The sequence below is a fragment of the Actinocrinis sp. genome, from assembly GCF_035938995.1.
Classification (GTDB): Bacteria; Actinomycetota; Actinomycetes; order Streptomycetales; family Catenulisporaceae; genus DASZGI01.
This window is the reverse complement of the sequence record NZ_DASZGI010000283.1, coordinates 1-24808: the sequence shown is the minus strand read 5'-3', so window position 1 is coordinate 24808 and position 24808 is coordinate 1. Positions and strand designations below refer to the sequence as shown.

Sequence of the window (24808 nt, the reverse complement as noted above, 5' to 3'; positions counted from 1 at the left end):
GGCGAGTGTTTTCCCTCAGGGACGCCGTGTACGGTTATCCGACGAATATGCAGGAAGACTTCCCAGGAAGCGCGGGCAGATGGCATCGCAGGCCAACAAGAAGGACGCGGCGTCGCGGCGGGCTCAGGTCGAGAAGCTGCGCCTCGAGCAGGCGCGGCAGGAGCGCCAGCGCAAAGTGCGGTTCGGCATCGGCGCCGGCGTGCTCGTCGCCGCGCTGGTCGGCGGCCTGGTCTGGCTGAGCGTGTCGAAGAGCAGCTCTTCCAGCAGCGGCCCCGCGCCCACCGGCCCGGCCGGCGCCCTGGCCCCGGTCTGGACCGGCCTGACAGGCCAGTCGATCGACGGCGTCTCCGCCAACACCTCGGAGCAGCTGGCCTACCACATCCACGCCCACCTGGCGATCTACATCAACGGCGCGGCCAAGACGGTCCCGTGGGGCATCGGCATCGCCCAGCCCTGGCAGACCCAGTCGGAAAGCGACGGCAGCACCTTCGTCACGAGCGGCGGCGCGTTCTATTACCTGCACACCCACGACGACACCGGCGTGATCCACATCGAGTCGCCGGTGCAGGTCACCTACACGCTCGGCCAGTTCTTCGCCGAGTGGAACCAGAAGCTGTCCGCGAACCAGATCGGCTCGTACACGGGCCCTGTCACCGCGTACATCAACGGCACCAAGGTCTCCGGCGACCCCTCCGCGATCCAGCTGACCGCGCACGAGGTCGTTCAGCTCGACCTCGGCAAGAACGTGACGCCGCAGCCCTACGTCTTCGCCAGCGGCCTGTAGCCGACTGCGGTCTGCGCCCAGACCCGCGTCAGGGTACAGACAAGGTCCGGTTCCGCGCAGCGCCGAGCGGGTAGGTGAGTACACCGGGACACCGGACCTCACCCTGCTGGGGGTTATTCGATGGGCGCTGACGTGTGCGTGGTCGGCGCCGGGGTTTCCGGCCTCACCGTCGCCGCGGAACTGACGGAAGCAGGCCTCGGAGTCACCGTCCTCGAAGCGTCCGGACACGTGGGCGGTAGGGCGGTGGACCATACCGTCGACGGTTATGTACTCGCTGACGGCTGCCACCTGTTGCACACCTCATGGCCTGCACTGCGCCGGGCGGTCCCGTGGACGGAGCTGGCCATGCGCGGCTTCTCCCCGGGCGTACGCGTGCACCTTGCCGGGCGCAGCCTGCGCTTCGGCGCCGCACCCACCCGACCCCAACAGACCATCTCCGCCCTGCGCACCCCACTCGGCACCGCCGCGGACAAGGCCCGGCTATCGAAACTTCTTTATAAGCTTGCCTCGAACGGCCCGGAGAAGGCGCTGGCGGGAGCGGAGCAGCCGTCCTCGGACTTCTTCGGCGAGCGCGGTTTCTCGGCCGAGCTGATCGACCAGTTCCTGCGCCCCTACCTGGCCGGGCTGGCCGGCGACGAGGACCTGGCCACCTCATCCCGGGGCGCCGACTGGCTGCTGCGCATGCTGGTGCGCGGACGGTTCGCGGTGCCTGGCGGCGGCGTCGGGCGGATAGCGCGGCTGCTGGTCCGGCGCCTGCCCGTCGATGCGATCCGCCTCGGCACAAGGGTTCACGCGGTGCGCGCGGACCGGGTCGAGACGTCCGACGGCGAGGTGCGCGCCTCGGCCGTGGTCGTGGCGGCCGACCCGCTGAACGCCGTCGAGCTGTTCCCCGGGCTGCACGAGCCGCGCATGCGCGCCGTCACCACGCTCTGGCACACGACCGACGACGCCGACGTACCGCCCGACCCGGACCGCTCCCCCGCGGTGTTCGTGGACGCCGATCCCGGCTCACCAGTGGCGCGCACGGCCGTGGTGAGCCGCGCCGCGCCGGGCCTGGCACCGCCCGGCCGAGCCCTCGTGGCCACGGTTGTATTCGGCGAGGACGGCAAGCGGCATGACGCGCTCGACCGGGCGGTGCACGCCCGCCTGGCGACGCTCTACGGGCCGCAGGCGGCACGCTGGGAGACGCTCGACATCCGGCACGTCGAGCACGCGGTCGTCAGTATGCAGTCCCCGCACAACTTTGCCCGGCCGGTCCGCCTTATCAACGGGCTCTATGTCTGTGGGGACCACCGCGACCTGCCGAACATCGAGGGCGCTATAGCCTCCGCACACCGGACCGCGGAGGCCGTGCTGACGGACTTTCGGGTGCGTCGCAAGGGCGATGCTGGCCGTGGAGCCGCACAGCCGTCTTAGGACCTCTCAGCTGCCTTGGGCGCTCTCACTCCGCCTCGCCGGGGTACCGCAAGCCGAAGCGCCTTCGCGCCGCGTCCATCGTGCGCATCACGGCCAGCGTCTCGTCCAGCGGGATCACCGGGCTCTGCGTCAGGCCCGCGCGCACGCAGCGGCCGACCTCCGCGGCCTGATGCCGCAACCCGTTGCCCTCGTGGGTGAATTCGAAGGTTTCCGCCCCGTCCGCCATGCCGTCCGCGCCGTAGTGGGTCAGAATCACCGGGCTGGTGCGGTGCCAGACGTGCGGCACGTCGATGCGTCCCTTCGTACCCGTGATCGACGCGGCGTTCGCGCTCTCGGCGTCCAGCGCCGTGGTGATCAGGGCGTGCGCGCCGCCGCGGTGGCCGAGCAGGAGCGATGTCTGCGCATCGACTCCGGTGACGGCGGGAAGTGCCAGCGCCTTGACCCGGTCCGGTTCCCCGAGAAGCATCGACACGAACGAGACCGGATACACGCCGAGGTCGAGAAGGGCGCCGCCACCGAGCTCCGGGGCGAGGACGCGGTGCGTCGGGTCCGTGCTGAGGATCGAGCCGCGATCGGCGATCACCGACCGGATCTCCCCGATCCGCCCCTGCGCCACCAGCTCGCGCACCTTCGCGAAGTGCGGCAGGAAGCGCACCCACATCGCTTCCATCAGGAACGTGCCCGCCGCCCGGGCCGCCTCGACCATCCGCCGCGCCTCGGCCTCGTTGACCGTGAACGGCTTCTCTACCAGGACGGCCTTCCCGGCGGCGATCGCCGTCAGTGCGGTCTCGCAGTGCCCAACGTGCGGCACCGCCACATATACGGCGTCTACGTCGGGGTCGGCTGCCAGCGCCTCGTAGCCCTCGTGCCGGTGCGCGATGCCGAAGCGGTCGCCGAACGCATCCGCGGACGCCTGAGACCGGGAGCCGACCGCGACGAGCTCGGCATCGGGAAGGCGGGCGAGATCTTCGGCGAACACGGACGCAATGCCCCCCGTGCCGGCGATCCCCCACCGGAACCGTTCAGCCATCGCCTGATGCTCCAATCCGCTGCGTTCCCGGGACGGGCGTTCGACCCCGACACCGGAGTCGGCGCCAACGATAGCCGCGAGGGGCGACTCAGAGTGTGAGCGAAATCACCAGGCTAGAAGGGGCGCATTCCGCCATTCGCGGCGTGCTCGATTGCGGGCGCTCAGGGCCTCGCCGCGGCGTCGTAGAGTCTTAACCGTGGGCGAACTCGAAATCATCCACGCCGGATTCGGCGATCAGGCGGTCGACTACCAGGCCGCATGGGACGACCAGCGGGCGCGGCACGCCGCGCGGGTCGCGGGGACTGTGCCGGACGCGGTGATCCTGCTCGAGCACCCGCCCGTCTACACCGCGGGCAAGCGCACCGAGGCGCTGGACCGGCCGCTCGACGGCACGCCGGTCGTCGAGGTGGACCGCGGTGGGAAGATCACCTGGCACGGCCCCGGCCAACTGGTCGGATATCCGATCGTGCGGCTGCCCGAGGGCGTGTACGTGGTGGACTTCGTCCGCCGGGTCGAGCAGGTGATCATTGACGCCTGCGCGGACCTAGGGCTTGAGACCATCCGGGTGGCCGGGCGCTCCGGGGTCTGGGTACCGGGCCGCGACGGGACGCAGGACCGCAAGGTCGCCGCGCTCGGACTGCGATTCGCTCAGGGTGTCACGATGCACGGTTTCGCGGTGAATTGCGACAATGATCTGGATTGGTTCGACCGGATCGTGCCGTGCGGAATCCGTGACGCGAGCGTCACAACCCTGAGCGAGGAACTGGGCCGCCGGGTGACCGTTGCCGAGTTCCTGGCGGTCGTCGAGCCGCATTTGCATCTCTTGACCGAGCCTAAAGGCACGGCCACCGACCGGGTCAGGGCCGCGCGGCTCGCGGCGTAGGCTGGACCGGCTGACCACGAAGCACGAGGAGAACCGGGCGTGACCGCCGTCGACGACACCACCCCCGTCACCGACACCACTGTCACCAACAGCGCTGTCACCACTGCCGACGCCCCGATCACCGTCGGGCCGGACGGCCGCAAGCTGCTGCGGCTCGAGGTGCGCAACAGCGCCACCCCGATCGAGAAGAAGCCGTCCTGGATCAAGACCCGGGCGAAGATGGGACCGGAGTACTCCCACCTGCGCGACCTGGTCAAGCGCGAGGGCTTGCACACGGTCTGCCAGGAGGCCGGCTGCCCCAACATCTTCGAGTGCTGGGAAGACCGCGAGGCGACCTTCCTGATCGGCGGCGAGCAGTGCACCCGCCGCTGCGACTTCTGCCAGATCGACACCGGCAAGCCGGCCGCCCTCGACCGGGACGAGCCGCGCCGGGTCGGCGAGTCGGTCGCGTCGATGGGCCTTAAGTACGCGACCGTGACCGGCGTCGCCCGCGACGACCTGCCGGACGGCGGCGCCTGGCTCTACGCCGAGACGGTGCGCGAGATCCACAAGCAGGTGCCCGGCTGCGGCGTCGAGCTGCTGATCCCCGACTTCAACGGGGTCCCCGAACTTCTGGACGAGGTCTTCGCAGCGGCGCCGGAAGTGCTCGCGCACAACGTGGAGACCGTACCGCGCATCTTCAAGCGCATCCGCCCCGGCTTCCGGTATGAGCGCTCGCTGGACGTCATCCGCCAGGCCCGCGCCGCCGGCCTGGTGACCAAGTCGAACCTGATCCTGGGCATGGGCGAGGAGCCCGAGGAAATTTCCCAGGCGCTGCGCGACTTGTACGAAGCGGGTTGCGAACTCATCACCATCACCCAGTACCTGCGGCCGTCGCCGCGTCACCACCCGGTGGTGCGGTGGGTGAAACCGGAGGAGTTCGTGGAGCTGAAGGAGCAGGCCGAGGCGATCGGCTTCGCCGGGGTGATGTCCGGGCCGCTGGTGCGTTCGTCGTACCGGGCCGGGCGTCTGTACCAGCAAGCCGTTGCGGCGCGAAACAGCTGACTTACGGTGCACGGCGCTGTGCACCACAGGCGCAGCCGCGCAGGGCTTGCGCCAGTGCTCTGACCGGGATCGATAAGGCTTGATGGCGTGGAGAGGATTCCCCGCGACCGTCACGCCGAATTGACCGGTGGGAAGTGATTTGGTAACACGGAGTATCGAACGTGGTGGGTGCGGGTCCGCCATGAACTCGGGCGAAGACGCTCAAGCGAGAGGCGATCTGCGTCCTTGAGTATTGAGTCTCGACAACCCCAGTGGACGACCCGCGCGGCAGACATCTCGGCATCGTCGCCAGTGCAGTGCAGCGCCACACTGACCAACAGTCCTTGGAACAGGGGGTAAGACGACGATGACGGTGACGACCAACCCGTCTGCCGTGGTTGGCGCTCAGGCTTACGGCGCTCTGCAGGCGCAGCGGCGTTCGGCCGTGCGCACGATGCTCACCACGGTGGAGCGGGTCATCTTCCGGGGCGACGGGCTCGCGGTGGCCCGGGCGAACGCGTGGGCCGCGGTCCAGGAGGACCGGGAGCGGGCCCGGGTGCGTGCGAAGGCCACTGCCGACCTCGGTTCCGGTAGCCCGCGCGGGTGACAACGCCCCTCGTTCGGCCGCACGGATACCGAAACAATCACGGCCCCTTAGGCGGTGCGGTGACTCCCCCCGCGGGGACATATCCTTCTGAGCATGGCGCGTAACACCTCCTCGGACTCGGCTGTCGACCCGACGGCCCAGCCCGACCCGCCGAAGGGTCGGCTCAAGCAGCTCGTCTACGCCTACCGGATGACCAAGGACATCGATCCTCGGCTCCCCGTGGCAGTCTTCGGCTGGGGAGCCGGCGTCGGCGTCGTGCTCTTCGCGCTGCTTTTCGTGCTGCTGCACGGCAACGTCGTCGGCATCGTCTTCGCCGCGGTCTTTGGCATCCTCGGCGGCGGCCTGACGGCCCTGTCGGTCCTCTCCCGCCGCGTCCAGCGGTCCGCCTACAGCCGGATCGACGGCCAGCCCGGCGCGGCCGCAGCGGTGCTGGAGCAGAGCCTGAAGCGGGGCTGGGCGATGACCCCGGCGGTGCAGTTCAACCGGCAGCAGGACCTGGTGCACCGGCTCATCGGCCGGGCCGGCATCCTGCTGATCGCGGAGGGCGACCCGAACCGGGTCGGCCAGCTGGTCACCGCAGAGCGCAAGGCGATCGCCCGGTACCTCGGCCCCGACGTCGAGGTGGAAGCGCTGACGGTGGGCGACGACACGGCGGCCGGGCAGGTGCCGCTGAGCAAGCTCTCCCAGACGGTCACCCGGCGCGGTCTGCGCGGCCGTTCGAAGCTGACGCAGCTTCAGGTGTCCGAGTACGCCAAGCGGTTGGCCGCGATCAGCAGCGGCCCGATGGCGAACCTGCCGAAGGGCCCGATCCCGCGCGGCGGCCGGATCCCCCGCGGCAACATTCGCTAGGCCCCGTTCCTCCTGCGGCTTCGCTCCTCCGTCAGCGTCGCGGCCGCTGCCTTGCCCACCTGCCTACCTACGCGGGCAGCTATCGGAGCACCACGACCGTCCCCGCCAGCCGATCATGCAGTCCGCGCCCGTCCCGGTCCCACACCACCGCCGGGATCAGCGGCAGCAGCAACAGGGTCCGCACGATGACGTGAAGCGGCGTCAGCGGCCCGCCCAGCTTCCCCACACGCATGCCGAACAACCGCTTGCCGATCGTGTATCCGAGCGTCGAGAGCAAGAGCAGCTGCTCCGCGCCGAAGATCGCGAGCGTGCCCCACGTGCCGGCCGCCGTCCCCGGGTGCCACCCGAAGGCGACCGCGATCAGCTCCGCGATGATCCAGTCCACCATCAAGGCGCCCAGCCTGCGCCCCTGCGACGCGAGCGAGCCCGGCCCCGACTCCGGCAGCCCGAGCCGCTCCCCGCGGTAGCCGGACTCCTCTCCCGCGCCCGACTCGATGCGCGGCCCTTCCAGCCATCCGCCGAGGGCCGTGCGAGCGGAGGCGGGCCCAGGCTTGGGCGTGGACGCCGGAGTCTGTGTCATGGCTCCACGGTAGCCCTTCGAAACATTCCGGCCCGCGCCAGGCCCCACACCCGCCTAGCCGTCCCACGTGCCCGTGGCGATCACCGAATCACCCGGCGCCGGGTGCCAGACTCGCCGCGTGCGCATCCCTCCCCACCCCGGAACCAGGCGTGTAACGTGGCGGAAACAAAAGGGACATGGGCGGGAAATCGCCTCTCCCTACTGTTCCCAGCCAAGAGCCTGGTTCGCATCCATGGCCCTGGGCGGGAGCTGCCGAGCCGTGTGGGGGCCCGCGCGCGACTCGCCATCACGCAAAGTACACAACCAGCCCCCACTTTCGGTCGATCGCCCGGAGCCGGCACGGCCGGTCACGCCCCGGGTCGAGGAGGAGAAGAGTGACATTCCAGAACGCCGACGAGGTGCTCAAGTACCTCAGTGACGAAGGCGTCAAATTCGTGGACGTCCGGTTCTGCGATCTGCCCGGCGTCATGCAGCACTTCACGGTGCCTGTCGAGTCGTTCGGCGCCAAGGTCTTCACGGAGGGCCTGGCCTTCGACGGCTCGTCCATCCGCGGGTTCCAGGCGATCCACGAGTCGGACATGCAGTTGCTCCCCGACCCGGCCACCGCGCGGATCGACCCGTTCCGCAAGGAGAAGACGCTCAACGTCAACTTCTTCATCCACGACCCGCTGACCGGTGAGGCCTACTCCCGGGACCCGCGGAACGTGGCGAAGAAGGCCGAGGCGTACCTCAAGAGCTCCGGCATCGCCGACACCGCCTACTTCGGCCCCGAGGCGGAGTTCTACGTCTTCGACTCGATCCGCTTCGACAGCAGCGTGAACGAGTCCTTCTACCACATCGACTCCGAGTCCGGGCACTGGAACACCGGGCGCCAGGAGGAGGGCGGCAACCTCGGCTACAAGGTCCGCTACAAGGGCGGATACTTCCCGGTCGCGCCCTACGACCACTACGGCGACCTGCGCGACGAGATCGTGCTCGCGCTCCAGGGCATGGGCCTCGAGGTCGAGCGGGCGCACCACGAGGTCGGCACCGCCGGCCAGGCCGAGATCAACTACAAGTTCAACACCCTGCTGCACGCGGCCGACGACCTGATGCTGTTCAAGTACGTGGTCAAGAACGTCGCGCTGGCGAACGGCAAGACCGCGACCTTCATGCCGAAGCCGCTGTTCGGCGACAACGGCTCGGGCATGCACACGCACCAGTCGCTGTGGAAGGACGGCTCGCCGCTCTTCTACGACGAGATCGGCTACGCGGGCCTGTCGGACACCGCCCGCTACTACATCGGCGGCCTGCTCAAGCACGCCCCGAGCCTGCTGGCCTTCACCAACCCGACGGTGAACAGCTACCACCGCCTGGTGCCCGGCTTCGAGGCCCCGGTCAACCTGGTCTACTCGCAGCGCAACCGGTCGGCGTGCATCCGCATCCCGATCACCGGCAACAACCCGAAGGCCAAGCGCATCGAGTTCCGCGTCCCGGACTCGTCCGGCAACCCGTACCTGGCCTTCTCCGCGATGGTCCTGGCCGGTCTCGACGGCATCAAGAACAAGGTCGAGCCGATCGCGCCGGTCGACAAGGACCTCTACGAGCTGCCCCCGGACGAGCACGCCGCGGTCCCCCAGGTCCCCGGCTCCCTGGACGGCGTCCTGGACTCCCTCGAGGCGGACCACGACTACCTCACCGCCGGCGGCGTGTTCACCCCGGACCTGATCGAGACCTGGATCGCCTACAAGCGCTCCGCGGAGATCGACCCGATCCGCCAGCGCCCGCACCCGTACGAGTTCGACCTGTACTACGACATCTAGACACCTTCTCTGACCTGCGGAAACGTGTAGATGCACCCGGAGTTCGAACTCGCCTGACTCAGGCTCGTGGCCTGCAGGTTTATCCGGAAATACAGCTTCGAAACCGGCTCGTTCCCCGTTCATGTGGGGTGTGATCTCGGACGAAGTAAGCCGTACTGAACAGAAAAGCCGACGATCGGCCCGACTCCTGTCGCATGTGGGGTCGGGCCGATCGTCGTTGCACGATGCGGCCAGTTGAATGCGGTTCTCGGTGTTCCCATCGTTCCCATCGAACTCAACTGCCGTACATCGCCGCTGCCATGCTGGGTGCGCCTGCGCAACGACGTGACATTCGATCTGTAGAAAGCCGCCGTCTGCGACGCAGCCGAGCACATCTGTCTGCCGGAGGTCGATGAGCAAGGCGTGCAGAGCCTGAAGTTCAACGCCGCGCTTGCACCACGGCTGGCTGCCGCGACGCTGGCAAGCCGGTTGGCTGACGTCGAAGGCGCGCTGGCGGCCTTGGCCACACCTCAGCGCTTCATCGTGCGTTGAACCCGTGCGACATGATGTATCGCAGCTCAGAGCGGCGCGCTCGCCTCGGGTGAGGCGCACGCCGTGCGGTTACGGCGTCAGCTATGGGGTCGTGCGGGCTCGGCTACGCTGGGCCCAGAAGTCCGCTGACCTCGGTTCTCCCTTCCCGCTTGGAGACGCGGTGCGATTCCTTTACGAGCCCGACGAAGAAGAGCTCTTCGAGCAGACCCGTGATCTGCTCGTCGACGATTTCGCACGCGCGAGGCAGAAAGCTGATGCCACGGCCGTCGGCGGACTCGCGGACGATCTCGCGCCGTTCGTCGCGCAGTGCGCTTGCGACTACCGGTTCCAGACCGGGGACGGGCTGCTGACTCGCTGGTCGGAACCTCTGGTGCACGGCTTCCTCCTGGAGTTCATGGTTCGCAAGGTCACTCTGGCGCTCGGCGATGTGCCAGCTGTCGTCCCGAGCCTGTGCGCGTGGTTCGGCTACCTGTCGGACACCGGGCAACTCGACCCGCGCGGCGAGGCGGCGGCACGGCTCGTCGATATCGCCACGGAGCTCGCGCCGCAGGCCGAAGCGGCGATGAGGGATCCCGAGCAGTGGGGCATCGCGAAGTTCTGGATGACGACGGCTCTGGAGCGCGGTATCGACATGGAAGACGAGCGCGCGCTCAATCGCTTCCTTCAGTCGGCGCGCGAAGGCGAGGTCGGCGTCGACGAGGATTTGGTACAGCGGATCGCCGCGCGGCATCAGGAACGCGTTCTGTTCGAGCAGTTCGGCTTCGAGGGGCGGACCGGGCGAGCGCGCACGTACTCGGCAGAAACCGGGCCGCGCATGATGCGGCAGCTTCCAGTGGTGCTCGCCTCCCGGGGCGAACTCACGGCGGCCGCTTCGCGGATCGCGCTCGTGCACGATCTGCGCGCGTTCGTGGAGTGGGTCGGCGATTCGCGCGCGCTGAAGAAGGACGGGACGCTGCGGGCGGCCGACCTGCGCGAGGCGGCGTCCACGCTACGGCCGGACGCGGACGCGCAGGCGCGAAAGCCGGAGCCGGGTTCGAGGCCCCGCGACAACACGCACGAGTGGAAACCGGATCCAGAACTGCTGCTCGCGTGGGCACTGGCGGCGCGGCTGGTCAAGGTGCGCAAGGGCGAACTGAGCCGGGTGAAGTCGGCCGCCGGAACGCTGCGAGACGAGATCGCGTTGTGGGTTCGCGCGTTCGCCGCGATCGCGGACTTGGGAGAGCGACTGCTGTCGTACGACTCGTTCCTCGGCCCCGGACTCGCGCTCGTGCTTCCGGACATCCTGGCCGCGCTCTACAGCCTGGAGGAGCCGGCCGAGCTGAGCATACTGCGTTTCTCGGTGTACCAGGCGGCCGAGCCGGCGCCGCTGTTCGGCCTAGCGGCCGAACGGCTCTCGCCGGCCGATCGGGCCGCCGTGGATCTCGAACTGGATCGGCTGCTCGGGTTCCTGCGCGACGTCGGAGCCGTCGAGTTCTACCGGGGTCAGGGCAACGCTGCGAAGCCGGACGCTGCGGTTCGTCCGGCGGACGCCGCCGCGGTGGCGCTGACTCCACTGGGCAGCTACGGCGTGTACCGCGCGCTCAAGAACCTCGGGCGGCATCTGCCAGCGGTAGGCGAGCTGACCGGCGCGGACGCGTCCGGGCTGCTGTCCGTCCTCTACGACGAGTACACCCCGGATACGGTCGCGAAGGAGCTCGCCCTGTGGCGCGCTGCGCAGCCATCGCGCGGACAGGCGGACGAACGGCTGCGGCAGGCGTTGCGCCGCGTCCCCTTCGAACAGCGACGTTACGCGATGCTGCACATGCTCTTCGACGCCCTGCCCGGCAAGGAAGGGGAAGCATTTACCAGGTCTCTGCGAACCGACCCACAGCTCGGCGCACTCGCGCTGGGACTGCTGCTGGAAGAGGGCCTCGCGTCACCGGACGAGCAGGCTGCCGAGGACGTGGCCGGGGCAATGGTCGGAACCTTGGCCGCGCTCTTGGCATCACTCGGGCCCCAGGGTCTGATCGAGCAGCTCAAGACGATGGAACCCGAACTGCAGGAAGCTCTCGTCGACGCCTTGGCCGAAGCCGCGCATCCGAGCTCGTTCGCATTGCTCGACACGATCGCCGTGCGCCACCCGGACCGGCGCATCTCGAAGCGCGCACGCAGGAAGCGAATCAAAGTCGCGAACTGACTGTTCCCCTCAGGCGGGGCGATAAGACCAGGAGTGGTGGACCGCCACGCGAATGGTTACGAATCTTCGCGGCTCACCGGCGCCCGGTACCGGTGAGCATCCGACGTGTCTCGGGCCGCCCGGCCGCTCCCGACCGCGCGGTGCAGTGCAGTCTCGATCCAGCCGAAGCCGATCCGTTCCTGCTCCAGTCGGACGGCGGGGCCGGGCACCTGCTGCGCGAGATCGCGGTACAACTGCTGTTCGTCGGCGGTCAGCAGCGGCAGGTCGGCGCCGGTGATCGTGGTCTCGCGGACCCACTGGGAGCGGTGGCGCATGAGCGTGGCCCGGTCCATGAGCACCGATCGCGCCGCCGGGAACGCCGCGCGCAGCCGGTTCAGGATGGCGAATCCGTGCGTGTCGATGTCTCCCCAGTAGAGCAGATCGCGATCGGCGAGCCAGGCCAACGGCGCGAGCCGGTTCACGGCGTAACCGCCGCCCCAGATGGCGACCGTGTCCGGTAGCGGGGGCAGCGCGAGATAGGTTGTCTCGTTCTCGACCACGAGGACGCGGGACGCCGCCAGGGGATGCTCGGCGAGCTCGCTCACGCGCAGCGACGCCTCGGTGAAGGGACCGATCAGGGTCACGGAGGGGTCGAGAGTACGTGCCCTGATGTACTCCGGCTTGGGCTCGAACCGGAAGCGGCGGACGAAGTCCGTGCGCGGCGCGGCCTGCTCGATGCGCGCGGGATCGAGCGTGACCTCCAGCAGGTCCGTGAGGACCGCGCGGTTCGCCTCGATGAACTTGGTGTCGACGCCGGGCACGTCGACCTGCCGGACGTACAGGCCCGGCCGCTGGTGCCGCTCGATCCAAGCCACGGCGGCCAGCAGAGCGCTCCAACGCCCGGCATGGCCGAGGGCTTTGATCGGGTTCGCGGCCGCCCAGTCCCGGACCGCGGGCAGGTCCCGGGCCTGGGCTTGGGCGAGCAGGCCGGTGAACCGCCGGACGGTCGCGGCGACGCCCAGGGCGGTCCACAACTGTTCGTATCCGTCGACCCAGGCGCGCGCAGGGAGCCGGTTGGCGCCGATGATCCGGCCGCCGACCTCCCGGTACTCCAACCGGACGCCCTGCGGCGCGGCGCACTCCCAAGCGCGCACCCAGGCGCGTGCGGTCTCGAACATCGCGCCGAGTTCGCCTGCCGTCGGGCCGCGCAGCGCAATGCCTACGGGCTCGAAGTCGGCGCCGAGCGCGAGCGAGATCAGGAACTCCCCTCGGTCGAACCGCTTGTGCAGCTTGGCGACGACGTCTTTCGGCGTGGTCCATCGGCCGGAGTCCGACGTTCCCGCCGCGGTCTCAGGCATCGGCCGCCTCGGCCGCCGCTACCGCGTGGGCGGCGCGGCGTGCGCGGTATTCGGTGATGGTCAGCGTCTGGAGTCGGGAATCGGCGCCGGTGGGGTTGTCCACGAACCCGACCGCGGACACGTACGGCTCGATGACGTGGATCTTCTGCAGTGGTGTGACGATGAGCAGTTGCAGGCCCAGGCGCTCGAACAGGCCGAGGGCGTAGCGGGTCGACTCGTCGGAGCCGCGGCCGAACGCCTCGTCGATGACGACGAAACGGAACGTGCGCACTGCGCCGCCGGACGCGTCCAGGCGGAACTGATAGGCCAGCGAGGAGGCGAGAATCGTGTAGGCGAGTTTCTCCTTCTGCCCGCCGGACTTGCCGCCGGAGCCGGTGTAGTTCTCGTGCTCCTCGTCGGTCTCGCGCCACCGTTCGGAGGCCGCGAACACCGACCAGTTGCGCACGTCGGTGACGCGTCTGGCCCACGCCTTGTCGGCCTCGGTCTGGCCTGGCCTGCCCTTGAACCGTTCGATGAGCGCCTTGACCTGCAGGAATTTGCGCTCCGAGTACGCCTCGTCACCCTCGCCCGAGACGGTGTCCTCGGTACAGGCGCGCAGCGCCGTCCGGAAGTCGCGCACCTCGACGTTGGGCGAGGCGTGCGCCTGCAGCCGGATGTAGCGTCCGGGGTTGTAGTCGATGCCTGTCAGGGAGGCGTTGATGACCTCGATGCGCTCCTTGATGAGCTTGTCCTGCTTGAGCAGCTGGGACTGGAATCCGGCGATGTCGCGGATCGTGTTCGTGTTCAGATACGACTTGAACTGCGCCTCGAACCGCGGCAGATCGTCGGCGATCAGGCGCTGGTGCAGAGCGCGGTACTCCCCCGCCGCCTCGACCGAGGCGTCCATCTCGGCGGTCTCGGCCGGGTAGCGGTCGCGGAACCGGCCCATCGTCGCGACCATCCGGTTGGCCGCGGCGGTCTGCTGGCGCGCGGACCGCTCCCGTTCGTCGGTCAGTTTCGCGGCCAGGTCCGTCGCGAGCCGGTCGTAACCGGCCGCGTCCGGCGGGTGTCCGCGCCCGGCCAGCTCGTCGAGCGCGGGGAAGTGCTCGATCGCCGACGCGCGATCCGGCTCGGCGAGGACGGCTTGAGCGTCGGCCAGGCCGGTCTCGGCTTCGGTGAGCGCGGCGTCGGTCTTGGCCCGGTCGCCGACCAGATCCTCCAGCAGCCGCTCCTGCTCGCCGATCTCGCCGGCGACGGATTCCAGCTCGGCCTCGATCCGCGCCAGTTCCCGGTTGGCGGCCTGGAGCTGCCGCTTCTCCGCGTCGAGGGCTGAGATCTGGTTCACCGCCTGCTGCCAGTCCAGCTCGGCGAAGTCGGTGAACTCCTCCAGCTTCGACAGCACGCTGAGGCGCGCCGACGCGGCCTTCATGTCGGCGTCGGCGGCCAGGCGCTGCTGTTCGAGCCCGGTGATCCGGTTCTGCAGGGCCGCGGCCTGGTCGAGCAGCGCCTCGATCTTGCGCTCGTTGCTCCAGCCCAATACGTATGAGGAGCGGTCGTCGATACGCGCGGTGTCGTTCTTCTCGTGCCGGCCGCCCGGTTCCTTGATCTGGCCGGCCCTGGTCACCGCGCGCTCGGCGCGGCGGAACTCGGCCATGGAGCCGACGCACAGATGCCCGGCGCGATGCGCCAATTCGGCCTCGAGCCAGGCGGTGAACGGACCGTCGGCGACCTCAAGCTTGGCGGACAGCCGACGCGCGGCATCGGCGTCGGCGGCGGGAAGTGCGCGTGGCGTGGCGCTGACGCGGTAGTAGACGAAGCGGGTGCCGAGGTGGTGCGCGTCCATCCAGTCGGAGACGGCGGCATAGTGCTCGCCGCGCACGAGGAGCGAGAGGGCGAAACCGCGCAGCACGCGCTCGGCCGCGCCTTCCCAGTCGGCCTCCTGCGGCCGCACCTGGAGCAGTTCGCCGGCGAACGGCAGGTCGTCGGCCGACAGACCGAGCTCCGAGCACAACCGGTCCCGGACCTCCAGGGTACGGCGCGGGATGCTGCTGCGCCGCGCTTGGAGGCTGCGCAGTTCGTCGCGCAGCTCGCCGGATTCGTCGTCGGCCTTGCGGCGCTCGACGGCCACGTCGGTGAGCCGGTTGCGGGCCTCGGCGTCCGCCTGATCGGCTTTCGCGCGGGCCTCGGCCAGCTCGGCGCGCCGCACAGTGAACTGCGTAGCGCTCTGTACCTGCGGAAGTTCCGCCTCGGCCAGCAGGGCGTCGAACCGCCGGGCCTTGGCCAGCCGACGGTCGCGCCGGTCCTCTGCTTCGGCGAGGAGGCGGTCGAGCTGGGCGATCCGCTCGCCTCCGTGTCCGGCGCGCTCCAGCCGCAGCGCGTCGGCCCGCTCACGCAGGTACGCCACTGCGGCCTTGGCCTTGTCGATCGAGCCTCGGAACGTTTCCGCGTCGCGGCTCAACTGCTCGATGCGCTTCGTCAGCAGTCTGCTGCGGCCTTGCGCGGACCAGTACCGGAGGGCGTCGCGGCGGGCCGCGAGGCTCGCCATGCGCGCTGCGAGCCGGTCGTACTCGCCGGCATCCGCCAGCAGCGGCTCCAGTTCGGCCAGCTGAGTGCGGGCCTTGACCACGGCTTCGTGCGCCCGGGTCAGATCGTCGAAGTGGGCGACCATGTCGTCGGTCCACCGCGCCGCGTCGAAGGGTTCGAGCATGTGTGTGCGGACGAAGTCGTTGAGGTCGCCGACGGCCTTCATCGACACCGTCTGGTGGAACAGGTCCATCGCCTGGTCCGACTCGATGCCGAGGCGGCGGTGGAAGTCCTTACCGTAGTCGGGGAACGAGTCGTGGATGCGCGCGCCGCGGCCGCGCAACTGCCTGCGCAGCGCGGTCGTCTCCGCGCCGAACCCGGTGAAGTCCCGCGCGATCGTCAGGGCACGATCGCAGACGGTGAAGAAGCGGTCCGGCTGCCCGGCCACGCCGTCGCGCAGCCAGAACACCTGCGCCAGGCTGACCTCCTCGCCCAGCGCCGCGTTGCCGAAAACGCCGAGCAGGACCGAGTACGAACCGGGTTTGCGCAGGCCCACCGGCCGTGAGGTCCCGGTCTCCTCGTTGCGCTCGGACTTGTGGTAGCCGAGCACGTAGGAGCGCAGCGAGCGCTCCCGCGTCTCGGCGCCGGCCGCCTTGTTGTAGGCGATCTTGTGCGCGGGTAGCAGCAGCGTGGTCACCGCGTCGACGATCGTCGACTTGCCCGAGCCGATATCGCCGGTCAGCAGGCCGTTGCGGCCGGCCAGGTCCAAGTGCCACACGCGCCGGTCGAACGTGCCCCAGTTGTAGACCTCAAGGCGGCGCAGGCGGAAGCCGGGCGGCACGGACTCGGTCGGCTCGGTCACCCCTCCCCCGCCCCCTCTCCAGTCAGCTCCCTGAGATAGGAGGCGAGCGCGTCGTCGAAGCCGGAGAGCCACTCGGCGTCGACGAACGCCTTGATGATGCGCCGTACCTCGAATGAGCCCGATTCCGGGATGCGGCGCAGGAAGCCCAGATCAGCGGCCTTGCCGATGACCGCGTCGATCTGGTCGAACAGCCGCGCCTCGTTGCTGCCCGCGGGCAGGAACACCCACAGCGTCTCGACGATCTGCTCGCGGCTGAGCACCAGCCGGCTCTCGCCGCCGGTCGCGTCGTGTTCCGCCAGCTTCTTGCGCAGCAGCGCCAGCAGCAGGCTGACGTGCAGCGACAGCGAGCGGCGGGCGATCAGGCGCGGCAGCGCGGGACGCCCGTCCTCCGCTTCGCCGTCGGGGCGTGAACGCAGAAACGCGTAGCCCTCGGCCTCGTCCACGACCACGGTCAGGCCCATCACGGCGACGTAGTCGCGCACCTGCGCCTGCAAGGCGGTCAGGTGCCGCCACTGCGTCTCGTGAGCCTCCCGGTAGACCACGCCCTTCATCAGCTGCGTCACCGCGATCGAGAGGTCCGCCTCGTCCATCAGCCCTCCCCGGCGTCGGTGCGTGCGAAGGTAGCGCGCGGAATGTCGGCGACCCGGACGCCACCATCAGAGCTCTGCCACGACGCCTGGGCGCGGGCGTCGTCGTCGAACACGACGCGAAACGCCGGATCGGTCAGAGAGAGATAGGTGACCAGCTCCGCCAGACCCTCCTCGATGGGGTGCTCGGCGATGACCTGGGCGAGGTCGGCCTGAGCCCTGCCGCGCAACGCGGACCGCACGATCGCGGACAGCCTGGCCGGATCCACGTGCGTCTGCTCGAACAGCAGTGAGACGTCGACGTCCTGCGCCTCGTCCGCGATGTCGTCGCCGGAGATCCGGACCTTCGCCTTCGGCCGATACATGGGCCGTTCGAACGGCAGCGCGATGTCCGGGGCGGGCGCGTCGATCTCCATGGCGATCGCGGCGGCGGCGTGCCCGCGCAGCTTTAGCGCACGGCCCTCGATCGATTTCAGGATGTCCATGACCCGCCGGTTCTCCAGCCACACCTGGTCGTCCAGGAACCGGCGCAACTGCTCGGACAGCAGGCGCACGGTGGCCTGCGTGCGCTCGCCCGCGGCGAGCCAGTCGTAGTGGATGTGGCGCATCCGCGGGTCGGGATCGCCGATCGCGTCAAGCCGCCGCACCTTCTCCAGCAGTTCGGTGAACTCCTCCTGCCGCCGCCGCGAGAGCAGGAAGTCGTAGAACGCGTGGAAACTTCGGCCCTGGTCGGAGTCGGCGATGGCGCTGCGGTCGCCCACGACGCGTTCCACCAGCTCCCCCTTGGCGCCATCCCAGACGGCGATCCGCTCGCGCAGCTCGCGGTCCAGCTGCCGGAAGTTCGCCTCGACCTCGCGGAAGTCCGCCAGCAGCCCGCGCGCGGTCTCGGAGAACTGCTGGTAACGGTCGCGCAGCGCGGTGTCGTCCAGCACCCGGACATCGCCGGACTCGACCCGGGCGATCTCGGCGTCGAGCTGTTCGCGGCGGCGCTTGAGGTCTTCCAGGCGCACGTCGCGGTCGGTCTCGGCGCCCACGGCCATCTGCCGCAGCAGCTCGAAGACCGTGTTGAGACGCGACTCGGTGCCGACGAACGGCCGGCTCCGCAGCGAGGCGATCCACGCGACCGCCTTCTCCACGGCCGGCGTCGCGTCGAAATGCTGCTCATCCGAACCGGGCGGGTAGTACTTGCGCAGCCAACCCGCCCCAGGGCCGGCCCAGTCGTCGAGATACGCCTTGGCGCTCTTGGGAAAAGTGCCCTCCCCCAGACGTTCGTTGAGGGCGAACAGATAGTCGTCCAGCCGCGCGGTCAACTCGACGGCCGGGACCACGCGGGCGTTCCCCTCCACGAACACCCTGCCCAGGAAGGACAGGATCAACGAGGCATTGCCGGCGCGCAGGAGTTTCCACGCCGGATGCTCCCGGCGCAGCGTCTCGACGTCCTCGAATTCCACGTTACCGACGATACCGAGCACGACAGACAGCCGTGTTCGTTCGCAGAAGCCACGCGGTCGCGCCGTCAGGTCGGAGCGAGAGTGGCAGGTACCGGCTGCGGCACCCAGGCCAGCTCGCGTCAGACGGACAGGGGTGCGAGCGTCAGAGCGAAGTCGGCCGGTCGAACCTCGAGACGATGCTCAAGCAGCACGCCGGGGCCTACGGCGGCGCAGCCGAGGCCCTGCACGACGTGATCGGTGCGCAGGAAGATCAACGTCCCGGCCGCGAGTTCGCTCTGCCGGCGGGCGGCCGCGAGCTGCTGGTCGCTGCAGGGGCGAACAGCGAGATTGAACGCTGGGATCGCCCTCGACATGCACTGCCTCCCCGGCGACGTCGGCCAGCTCGGCCCACCGCACCTCGGCGCGATCGCCGTTCTCCTGCGGGCGAACGTACGGGGTCTGCATCTGATCGACCGTGGCCGTGAAACGGCCGCCGTGCGTCGCATGCCGTGGGTCGGGGTAGGCCTCGCCGGCCCGGCGCCGAACCACGACACGTGCGCCCAGGCGTCAAGCACCAGCCAGTCCAGCCCGATGCGACCGAGCGAGGGCGCCTTGTGTGGTGGCATGGCTTCAGGGGATCATCACCAATTGCCTCGGCCAGCCGGGTGCGGTTCTGCGATAACCCGGGCGCTCGACCGAAGGCCACTACACCCGGACCGTATTAAAAACTACCCACATCCGGCATGTTTGGGTAGGATTCCATACATGACTGATTCCGGGCGCCTACAAGAGCGACTATCGCGCCTTCGACCGACGTTCACCACACGCGCGGCGTCTGCCGCTGGGATCTCTCCACGCGACCTGGCAGTGTTGCGGGAGGCAGGCGAGATCGATGAGCTCTCGCGTGGGGTCTACCGACGCGCTGACGCCGAATCCACCGCACACCTCGACCTGCTCGCCGTCTGCACCCGCGCGCCCCACGCGGTCGTGTGCGGGGAGTCAGCCCTCAGCCTGCACGAACTGATCGATGACATCCCCCACGAGGTGCACATCGCCGTACCTCGAGGCAGCCACCGTCCTTCCATCAGCTACCCACCCACGCAGGTATCGCAGTACGCGGCCGACACGTTCAACTTCGCAGTCGAACCGTTCGAAGCGGCTCCTGGCGAGACCGTCCCGGTTTACAGCCCCGCGCGCGCGGTCGTGGACGCGATGCGCCTGGGCGGCGCGGAAGGCCGCAGCGTTGCCCTGTCCGCGCTCAACCGATACCTGCGCCGAAACGGCCAGCAAGGCGTCGCCGACCTGCAGCGCGCGGCGCGCGAACTAGGTGGCATGTCCGCCATCCGCCCAGCCATCGAAGCAGTGCTCGCCTGATGCCTAACCCCGCCCGCGACACCACCGCCGGCCGCATCTACAACGACCTGCGCAACCTCGCGCGCCGAACCGGCGCCCCCACCGACCAGGTCATGCTCGAGTACCTGCTCGAACGCTTCCTTTACCGTATAAGCGTCCATCCGCTCGGCCAGCAGCACTTCGTCCTCAAGGGTGGCCTCTTGCTTGCCCAGTTCGGCGCACGGCGCATCACCCGCGATATCGACATCCTCGGCCGGGCATTCACCGGCGATGAGGAAGAAATCATCCGCCGCATCAAGCAGATCGCCGCCACCGACGTCGACGACGGCATCACCTTCGAACCGGGCACGCTTACCACCGTGCCCATCCGCCAAGACGACGAATACCACGGGCTACGCCTGGCTATGAGCGCCAACCTAAGCCGCGCACGCCTGAAACTACAACTCGATGTCAGCTTCGGCGATCCGGTTACCCCAGCCCCGGCACTGATCGAATACCCCCAATACCTCAGCGACACGGCATTCAAGCTCTACGGCTACCCCATCGCCACGGTCATCGCCGAAAAACTCTCCACCGCCATCGCCCTCGGCGACCTGAATACACGTGACCGCGACTACGCCGATCTTCACCAACTCATCGTCCGACACCGGCTCGACGGCAAAGAACTGACCACCGCACTGGTCAACACCGCCAACCACCGAGGCATTCATCTGCAGCCGCTCAGCGAGGTGATCTCCGACCTGCCCAGGCGTAGACAGGCTCCCTACACGGCGTGGCGGCGACGCCAAGGAACATCGGCCAAGAACCACCCGGAAGACTTCGCCGAAGTCGTCGCCACCGTTACCGCGTTCGCCGACCCCCTCGCGGCCAGCACTGCGCAGAACCTCACCTGGAGCCCCGAAGCCACGGCCTGGCAAGCCCCGTAGCCGACCACACGCGGCAACCGGCGCACGAGGCGCAACCCCTCTCGGCACCCTTCGCCCGCCACGGCCACCGGGCTCCGGCAGAACCCTGCGAAGTCCGCCCATTCCGCGGTCCGCCCCGATGTGGGGTGATAGTGGGGATCTGTGGGGTCAGAGCCTAAATGACCAGGTCAAAGGGAAAGTCGAGCTGCACTACGACATCTAAGAAGCGCTACGACGTTCGGCCCGGCGCCCCTGCCTCTGGGGTACCGGGCCGAACGTCGTAGCGCCTGCTGGACTCTGGCGGGTCTACCGGAGGCGTCCGGCTGGTGCGGTCTCCTCCTCCGCGCCTGGCAGAGCCTCTTGCTGCTGTGACGGGGCGTGCTTCGCGTCGGCGTGGCCGGGCCACCAGGCGGCGTGGCCGATCAGCGCGGTGAGGGCCGGCGTGAAGAACATCGCCATCACGAACGCGGAGATCGCGATGCCGACGGAGATCGCGAAGCCCATCTGGGTGAGCGTCGACTGCCCGGCCAGCATGAGCGAGGCGAAGGATCCGGCCAGGATCAGGCCGGCCGCGCCGACGGTCGGACCGGCGTGGCGCACCGCCTCGGCCGCGGCCTCGCGTGGGCTGCGCCCCTCGCGCGCCTCCTCGCGCAGCCGCGTGATCATCAGGATGTTGTAGTCCGTGCCGAGCGCGACGACGAACATGTACATGATCACCGGCAGCATGAAGATCAGGCCGTTGTTGCTGCCGGAGTTCTGGAACAACAGCACGGTCGCGCCGAGGGTGGCGCCGAAGCCGAGGCCCACCGAAGCCATTAGGTACAGCGGGGCGACCAGCGACCGCAGCACCAGCGCGAGAATGAGCATGATGATGACCGCGGCGACCGGGAAGACGAGCGCGTAGTCGTGGTCCACGGCGGACTGGATGTCCACGTAGATCGCCGTGATGCCGCCGACCAGCGCGGTCGTGCCCGGCGGGGCGTCCTGGTGCGCTGTGGTGCGCAGCGGGCCCTTGAGTGTGTTCATCGCGGCATCCGAGGCCGGATCATGGCTGAGCGCCACCTCGTAGACGGCCACCGTGTCCGTGGCGTTGGGCAACGGCGCGGAGACGGTGCCGACTCCGGAGACGCCCGCGAGGTCGGAGCGGTAGGCGTTCAGCTCGCTCGCGGAGAGCTTCGCGCCGTCGGTCGCCTTCAGGTAGACCTGCGTCGGCGTGGTAGCACCGGCCGGCTCGCCGCGCAGCAGCTGGTTCTGCCACACGGTCGACTCCGCGGTCGAGTTCGTCGAGCCGGACGTGAGGTCGAAGGTCGGGCGGAAGCTGAACGCGGCGATCGCCAGCGCCGCCATGACGAGCCCGGAGACCGCGGCGAAGCGGGCCGGGCGCCGCCCCATCGCCTGGCCGATCGCGGCGAAGCGCGCCCCGCGCGGCTCGGTGCGCCAGGCCTTCGACGGCCAGAAGACCCGGGTGCCGAGCAGCGCCACGATCGCCGGTATCAGGGTGAGGCCCGCCAGGAGGGTGACGGCCACCGCGATCGCCAGCGAGGGGCCGAGCGAGCGGAACAGGCCGAGGGTGGAGAGGGTGAGCGCCATGAAGGCCACGATCACCGCGCCCGCCGCCGACGCAATCGCCTCACCCGCGCGAGTGACGGCGACGGCCACCGCGTCGCGCGGAACATCCCCGGCGCGCAGCCGTTCGCGGTAGCGGAACAGGAAGAACAGGATGTAGTCGGTGCCCACGCCGAACAGCACCACGATCAGCAGCGATGTGACGGAACTGTCGGTCTTGAGGTTGAACGCGTTGCTGGCCCAGGCGATCAGCCCGTCGGCGACCTGGGAGACGAGGCCGATGGTGATGATCGGCAGCAGCGCGATGATCGGGCTGCGGAAGATGATGAGCAGCAGCACGAGGATCAGGCCGACGGTGGCGATCCCGATGATCGCGTCGGCCTTGTTCCCGGAGGACTGGGAGTCGAGGTTCTGCGCCGCGGTGCCGGTGATGCCGCCCTTGAGGTCGGTGCCCGACAGGTCGGACTGGAGCTGGGTGCGCAGTGCCTTAACCGCGTCAGTCTGCGCCTTCTGCTGCGGATCGTTCTCGGTCGGCATCTGCACGCCGATGGTCTGGATCAGCCGGTTCGGGGACGGCTGGCCGACCTGGAGGGCCGTCACGTCGGCGATCTGCGCCTGTCGCAGCTTGGTCGCGAGGTCCTGCACCGCCGCCGAGTCCGCCGCGGTGAGCGCCGATCCGTCGGCGCGCTCCAGGACGATGACTGCGGCCGGGGCCGCGGCCTGCGGGAATGCGGACTGCTGCAGGTTCTGGGCCTGGATGGACTCGTAGTGGCTGGGCAGGAAGCTGGCCTCGTCGGTGGTGGAGGACAGATGCGGCGCGAGGCCTATCACCGCGATGGCGGCTATGACCCATACCGCGATCACCCGCCATGGGTGATGCGCGACCAGTTGGCCGAGGCCTGCGAACAGGTTTCGTTCCCCGCCACCGCCACCGCCGCGCCGCCCGCGCGCCGGCTTGTCTTCTCTCATGGTCGTTCCCATCTTTCGGCCACTGACGTGCGCCTTGGTGTTTGGATTGCCCCGTGGAGCCGACGCATTCAGCCAGCCCTGACTGATCGTAAGTGCGAGCTCGCGGTCAAGGGCGGTACTCAGGTGCCGAATTAGCGCAGCCGGGTGGTACCGCGGTACCACGCCGATCCATCCCCCAGATGGACGACACCGTGCCAAGACGTTGGCTACCGTCGAGCGGATCAGCGAGGAGAAGACCGAGCCCGGGAGTTGACCACCATGCGGATCGCGGCCTACGAGCTCAGGCGCGCCGACGTCATGAACCCGCCCTCGGCACACTACGGTCGGAGCGTCGCGTCAAGCCCGGAAACGAAGGAAGTCGGCGTGGTCCCCACCGTGCTGGAGCCGGTATCGGACCAGGCTGCGACGACGCAGCCGGACGGCTCCGGATTCGAGTGGCCGAGGGCGATTCGACTTCTGCTCGCCGCGTTCCGCGGGCATCCGTACCGCCAGGATGTGCTGCTCAGCCTGTGCGTGCTGTTGCTCACCTTCGTGCCGCAATCGGGTACGCGGGCGGCTCCGCAGGAAATCACCCCGCTGCTGCTGATCACTTCAGCGACCCAGTCCCTAGCGCTGATCTGGCGACGCAAAGCGCCATTCGCCGTGTACTGCGTGGTGCTCGCCGCCTGCACGGTCCAGTGGGCGGCGGCGGAGAGCTCGGGCAGCAACGTCAGTCTGATGATCAGTCTTTTTACACTTGCCAGGTACTGGTCGCTGCGCAGGCTTCTCGTGGTCGCGGGCGCAGGCGTGCCGAGCCTGTTCGTTCTCGTATTCCGCGTGGAGCTGATCCAGGATCACGCGCTTTTGAACGTGTTCTTCCTCAGCACCGCCATCGCCGCGAGCATCGCGCTCGGCCTCGTGGCCAGAGAGCGTCACGCACAACTGGAGGCCCTGGCCGAACGCGCGGCCCACGCCGAGTTCGATCGCGAGCAGCGCGCCCACATCGCCGTCCTGGCCGAGCGGGCCCGGTTCTCCCGGGAGATGCACGACATCCTCGGCCACACCCTCGCCGTGATCACCGGCCTTGCCGACGGCGGCGTCCGCCAGGTCGAGGCGAATCCCGAGCGGGGCAGGCAGGTGTTCGAGCTGATCGGCGACACGAGCCGAATCGCGCTCGCCGACCTGCGTCGCACGCTCGGGGCGTTGCGCGAGCGCCCGCTCGACGAACGCGTCGAGGAGATCGGTGTCGGCGCCGAGACCCTCACGCCGCAGCCAGGGGTCGCCGACATCTCGGCACTGCTCGAGCGCACCCGCTCCGCCGGTCCGCGAGTGTCCTGCCGCATCGACGGCGAGCCCACCGCGCTCCCGCGCAGCTTGCAGTTGGCGATCTACCGCATCGTGCAGGAATCGCTGACCAACAGCCTCAAGCACGCGGGACCCGATACGAGCGTGCAGGTCGCGATCGAGGTCGGCGAACAATCCTTGCGGGTGAGCGTGTCGGACACCGGCTCGGAGCCCCGCCGGGCCGCCCCCTCAGCCCCGGGCTCGGGCTCTCCCGGTCAGGGCCTGACTGGAGTCCGCGAACGCGCCGCCCTGGCCGGAGGCCGTGCCGAGGCCGGCCCGAACATCGCCGGAGG

19 protein-coding genes and 1 pseudogene are annotated in these 24808 nt (G+C 69.2%); 11 read left to right on the top strand and 9 right to left on the bottom strand.

All coding sequences use genetic code 11. The features are described from left to right. Positions 1–79 precede the first annotated feature (79 nt). A complete protein-coding gene (locus tag VGZ32_RS19825) occupies positions 80–784 on the top strand; it encodes a hypothetical protein (RefSeq protein WP_326887595.1) in 705 nt (234 codons plus the stop codon). Positions 785–904: 120 nt separating this feature from the next. Beyond that, the gene (locus tag VGZ32_RS19820; RefSeq protein WP_326887594.1) at positions 905–2200 is read left to right on the top strand and encodes an FAD-dependent oxidoreductase; all 1296 of its coding nucleotides are present in this window, start codon (positions 905–907) and stop codon (positions 2198–2200) included. Between the two features lie 25 nt (positions 2201–2225). Here VGZ32_RS19820 and VGZ32_RS19815 read toward each other — a convergent pair whose 3' ends face one another. Further along, positions 2226–3230: a Gfo/Idh/MocA family oxidoreductase gene (locus VGZ32_RS19815; protein ID WP_326887593.1), complete on the bottom strand. Its 1005-nt coding sequence runs from the start codon at positions 3228–3230 to the stop codon at positions 2226–2228. A 196-nt stretch (positions 3231–3426) separates the two neighbouring features. Here VGZ32_RS19815 and lipB point away from each other — a divergent pair, with 196 nt between their 5' ends. The 4 genes from lipB to VGZ32_RS19795 all read left to right on the top strand — a co-directional run bounded on the left by lipB (position 3427) and on the right by VGZ32_RS19795 (position 6592). Next, positions 3427–4113, top strand: a complete 687-nt coding sequence (gene lipB, locus VGZ32_RS19810; RefSeq protein WP_326887592.1) for a lipoyl(octanoyl) transferase LipB — start codon at positions 3427–3429, stop codon at positions 4111–4113. Positions 4114–4230: 117 nt separating this feature from the next. Beyond that, a complete protein-coding gene (gene lipA / locus VGZ32_RS19805) occupies positions 4231–5157 on the top strand; it encodes a lipoyl synthase (RefSeq protein ID WP_349263670.1) in 927 nt (308 codons plus the stop codon). Positions 5158–5503: 346 nt separating this feature from the next. Next, complete coding sequence (locus VGZ32_RS19800) at positions 5504–5743, top strand: hypothetical protein (protein ID WP_326887590.1); 240 nt, start codon at positions 5504–5506, stop codon at positions 5741–5743. 93 nt (positions 5744–5836) lie between these two features. After that, positions 5837–6592 carry a DUF4191 domain-containing protein gene (locus VGZ32_RS19795; RefSeq protein WP_326887589.1) on the top strand — a complete coding sequence of 252 codons (756 nt, stop codon included), beginning with the start codon at positions 5837–5839 and terminating at the stop codon, positions 6590–6592. Between the two features lie 79 nt (positions 6593–6671). Here VGZ32_RS19795 and VGZ32_RS19790 read toward each other — a convergent pair whose 3' ends face one another. After that, a complete protein-coding gene (locus VGZ32_RS19790; protein WP_326887588.1) occupies positions 6672–7172 on the bottom strand; it encodes an RDD family protein in 501 nt (166 codons plus the stop codon). Between the two features lie 374 nt (positions 7173–7546). Between VGZ32_RS19790 and glnA the strand changes: the two genes are divergently transcribed. Beyond that, positions 7547–8974, top strand: a complete 1428-nt coding sequence (glnA, locus tag VGZ32_RS19785; protein WP_326887587.1) for a type I glutamate--ammonia ligase — start codon at positions 7547–7549, stop codon at positions 8972–8974. A gap of 430 nt (positions 8975–9404) precedes the next feature. Further along, positions 9405–11681, top strand: a complete 2277-nt coding sequence (locus VGZ32_RS19780; protein ID WP_326887585.1) for a hypothetical protein — start codon at positions 9405–9407, stop codon at positions 11679–11681. 56 nt (positions 11682–11737) lie between these two features. Here VGZ32_RS19780 and VGZ32_RS19775 read toward each other — a convergent pair whose 3' ends face one another. The 6 genes and pseudogenes from VGZ32_RS19775 to VGZ32_RS19750 all read right to left on the bottom strand — a co-directional run. Further along, entirely contained in the window at positions 11738–13018 is a 1281-nt protein-coding gene (locus VGZ32_RS19775) for a Wadjet anti-phage system protein JetD domain-containing protein (RefSeq protein WP_326887583.1), read from the bottom strand. Further along, positions 13011–16382: an ATP-binding protein gene (locus tag VGZ32_RS19770; RefSeq protein WP_326887581.1), complete on the bottom strand. Its 3372-nt coding sequence runs from the start codon at positions 16380–16382 to the stop codon at positions 13011–13013. Before VGZ32_RS19770 ends, VGZ32_RS19775 begins: the two co-directional genes overlap by 8 nt. Further along, a complete protein-coding gene (locus tag VGZ32_RS19765) occupies positions 16379–16972 on the bottom strand; it encodes a DUF4194 domain-containing protein (RefSeq protein ID WP_326887580.1) in 594 nt (197 codons plus the stop codon). Before VGZ32_RS19765 ends, VGZ32_RS19770 begins: the two co-directional genes overlap by 4 nt. Then, positions 16972–18420, bottom strand: coding sequence for a DUF3375 domain-containing protein (locus VGZ32_RS19760; RefSeq protein WP_326887579.1), 1449 nt, complete (start codon positions 18418–18420; stop codon positions 16972–16974). The genes VGZ32_RS19765 and VGZ32_RS19760 overlap by 1 nt, the downstream gene beginning before the upstream one ends. Before the next feature lie 119 nt (positions 18421–18539). Beyond that, positions 18540–18773 carry a hypothetical protein gene (locus VGZ32_RS19755; protein WP_326887578.1) on the bottom strand — a complete coding sequence of 78 codons (234 nt, stop codon included), beginning with the start codon at positions 18771–18773 and terminating at the stop codon, positions 18540–18542. Positions 18774–18846: 73 nt separating this feature from the next. After that, a pseudogene (locus tag VGZ32_RS19750) lies at positions 18847–18948 on the bottom strand (hypothetical protein); the annotation flags it as partial. Positions 18949–19164: 216 nt separating this feature from the next. On the opposite strand from VGZ32_RS19750, the gene VGZ32_RS19745 reads away from it, so the two are divergent. Together VGZ32_RS19745 and VGZ32_RS19740 are read left to right on the top strand one after the other, a co-directional pair. Continuing rightward, a complete protein-coding gene (locus tag VGZ32_RS19745) occupies positions 19165–19773 on the top strand; it encodes a type IV toxin-antitoxin system AbiEi family antitoxin domain-containing protein (RefSeq protein WP_349263669.1) in 609 nt (202 codons plus the stop codon). After that, entirely contained in the window at positions 19773–20678 is a 906-nt protein-coding gene (locus VGZ32_RS19740) for a nucleotidyl transferase AbiEii/AbiGii toxin family protein (RefSeq protein WP_326887577.1), read from the top strand. Before VGZ32_RS19745 ends, VGZ32_RS19740 begins: the two co-directional genes overlap by 1 nt. 285 nt (positions 20679–20963) lie before the next feature. Here VGZ32_RS19740 and VGZ32_RS19735 read toward each other — a convergent pair whose 3' ends face one another. Next, on the bottom strand, positions 20964–23192 hold the full coding sequence (locus VGZ32_RS19735) for an MMPL family transporter (RefSeq protein WP_326887576.1): 2229 nt from the start codon (positions 23190–23192) through the stop codon (positions 20964–20966). Between the two features lie 258 nt (positions 23193–23450). On the opposite strand from VGZ32_RS19735, the gene VGZ32_RS19730 reads away from it, so the two are divergent. Next, on the top strand, positions 23451–24808 hold a 1358-nt coding region (locus VGZ32_RS19730; RefSeq protein WP_326887575.1), incomplete at its 3' end, for a sensor histidine kinase.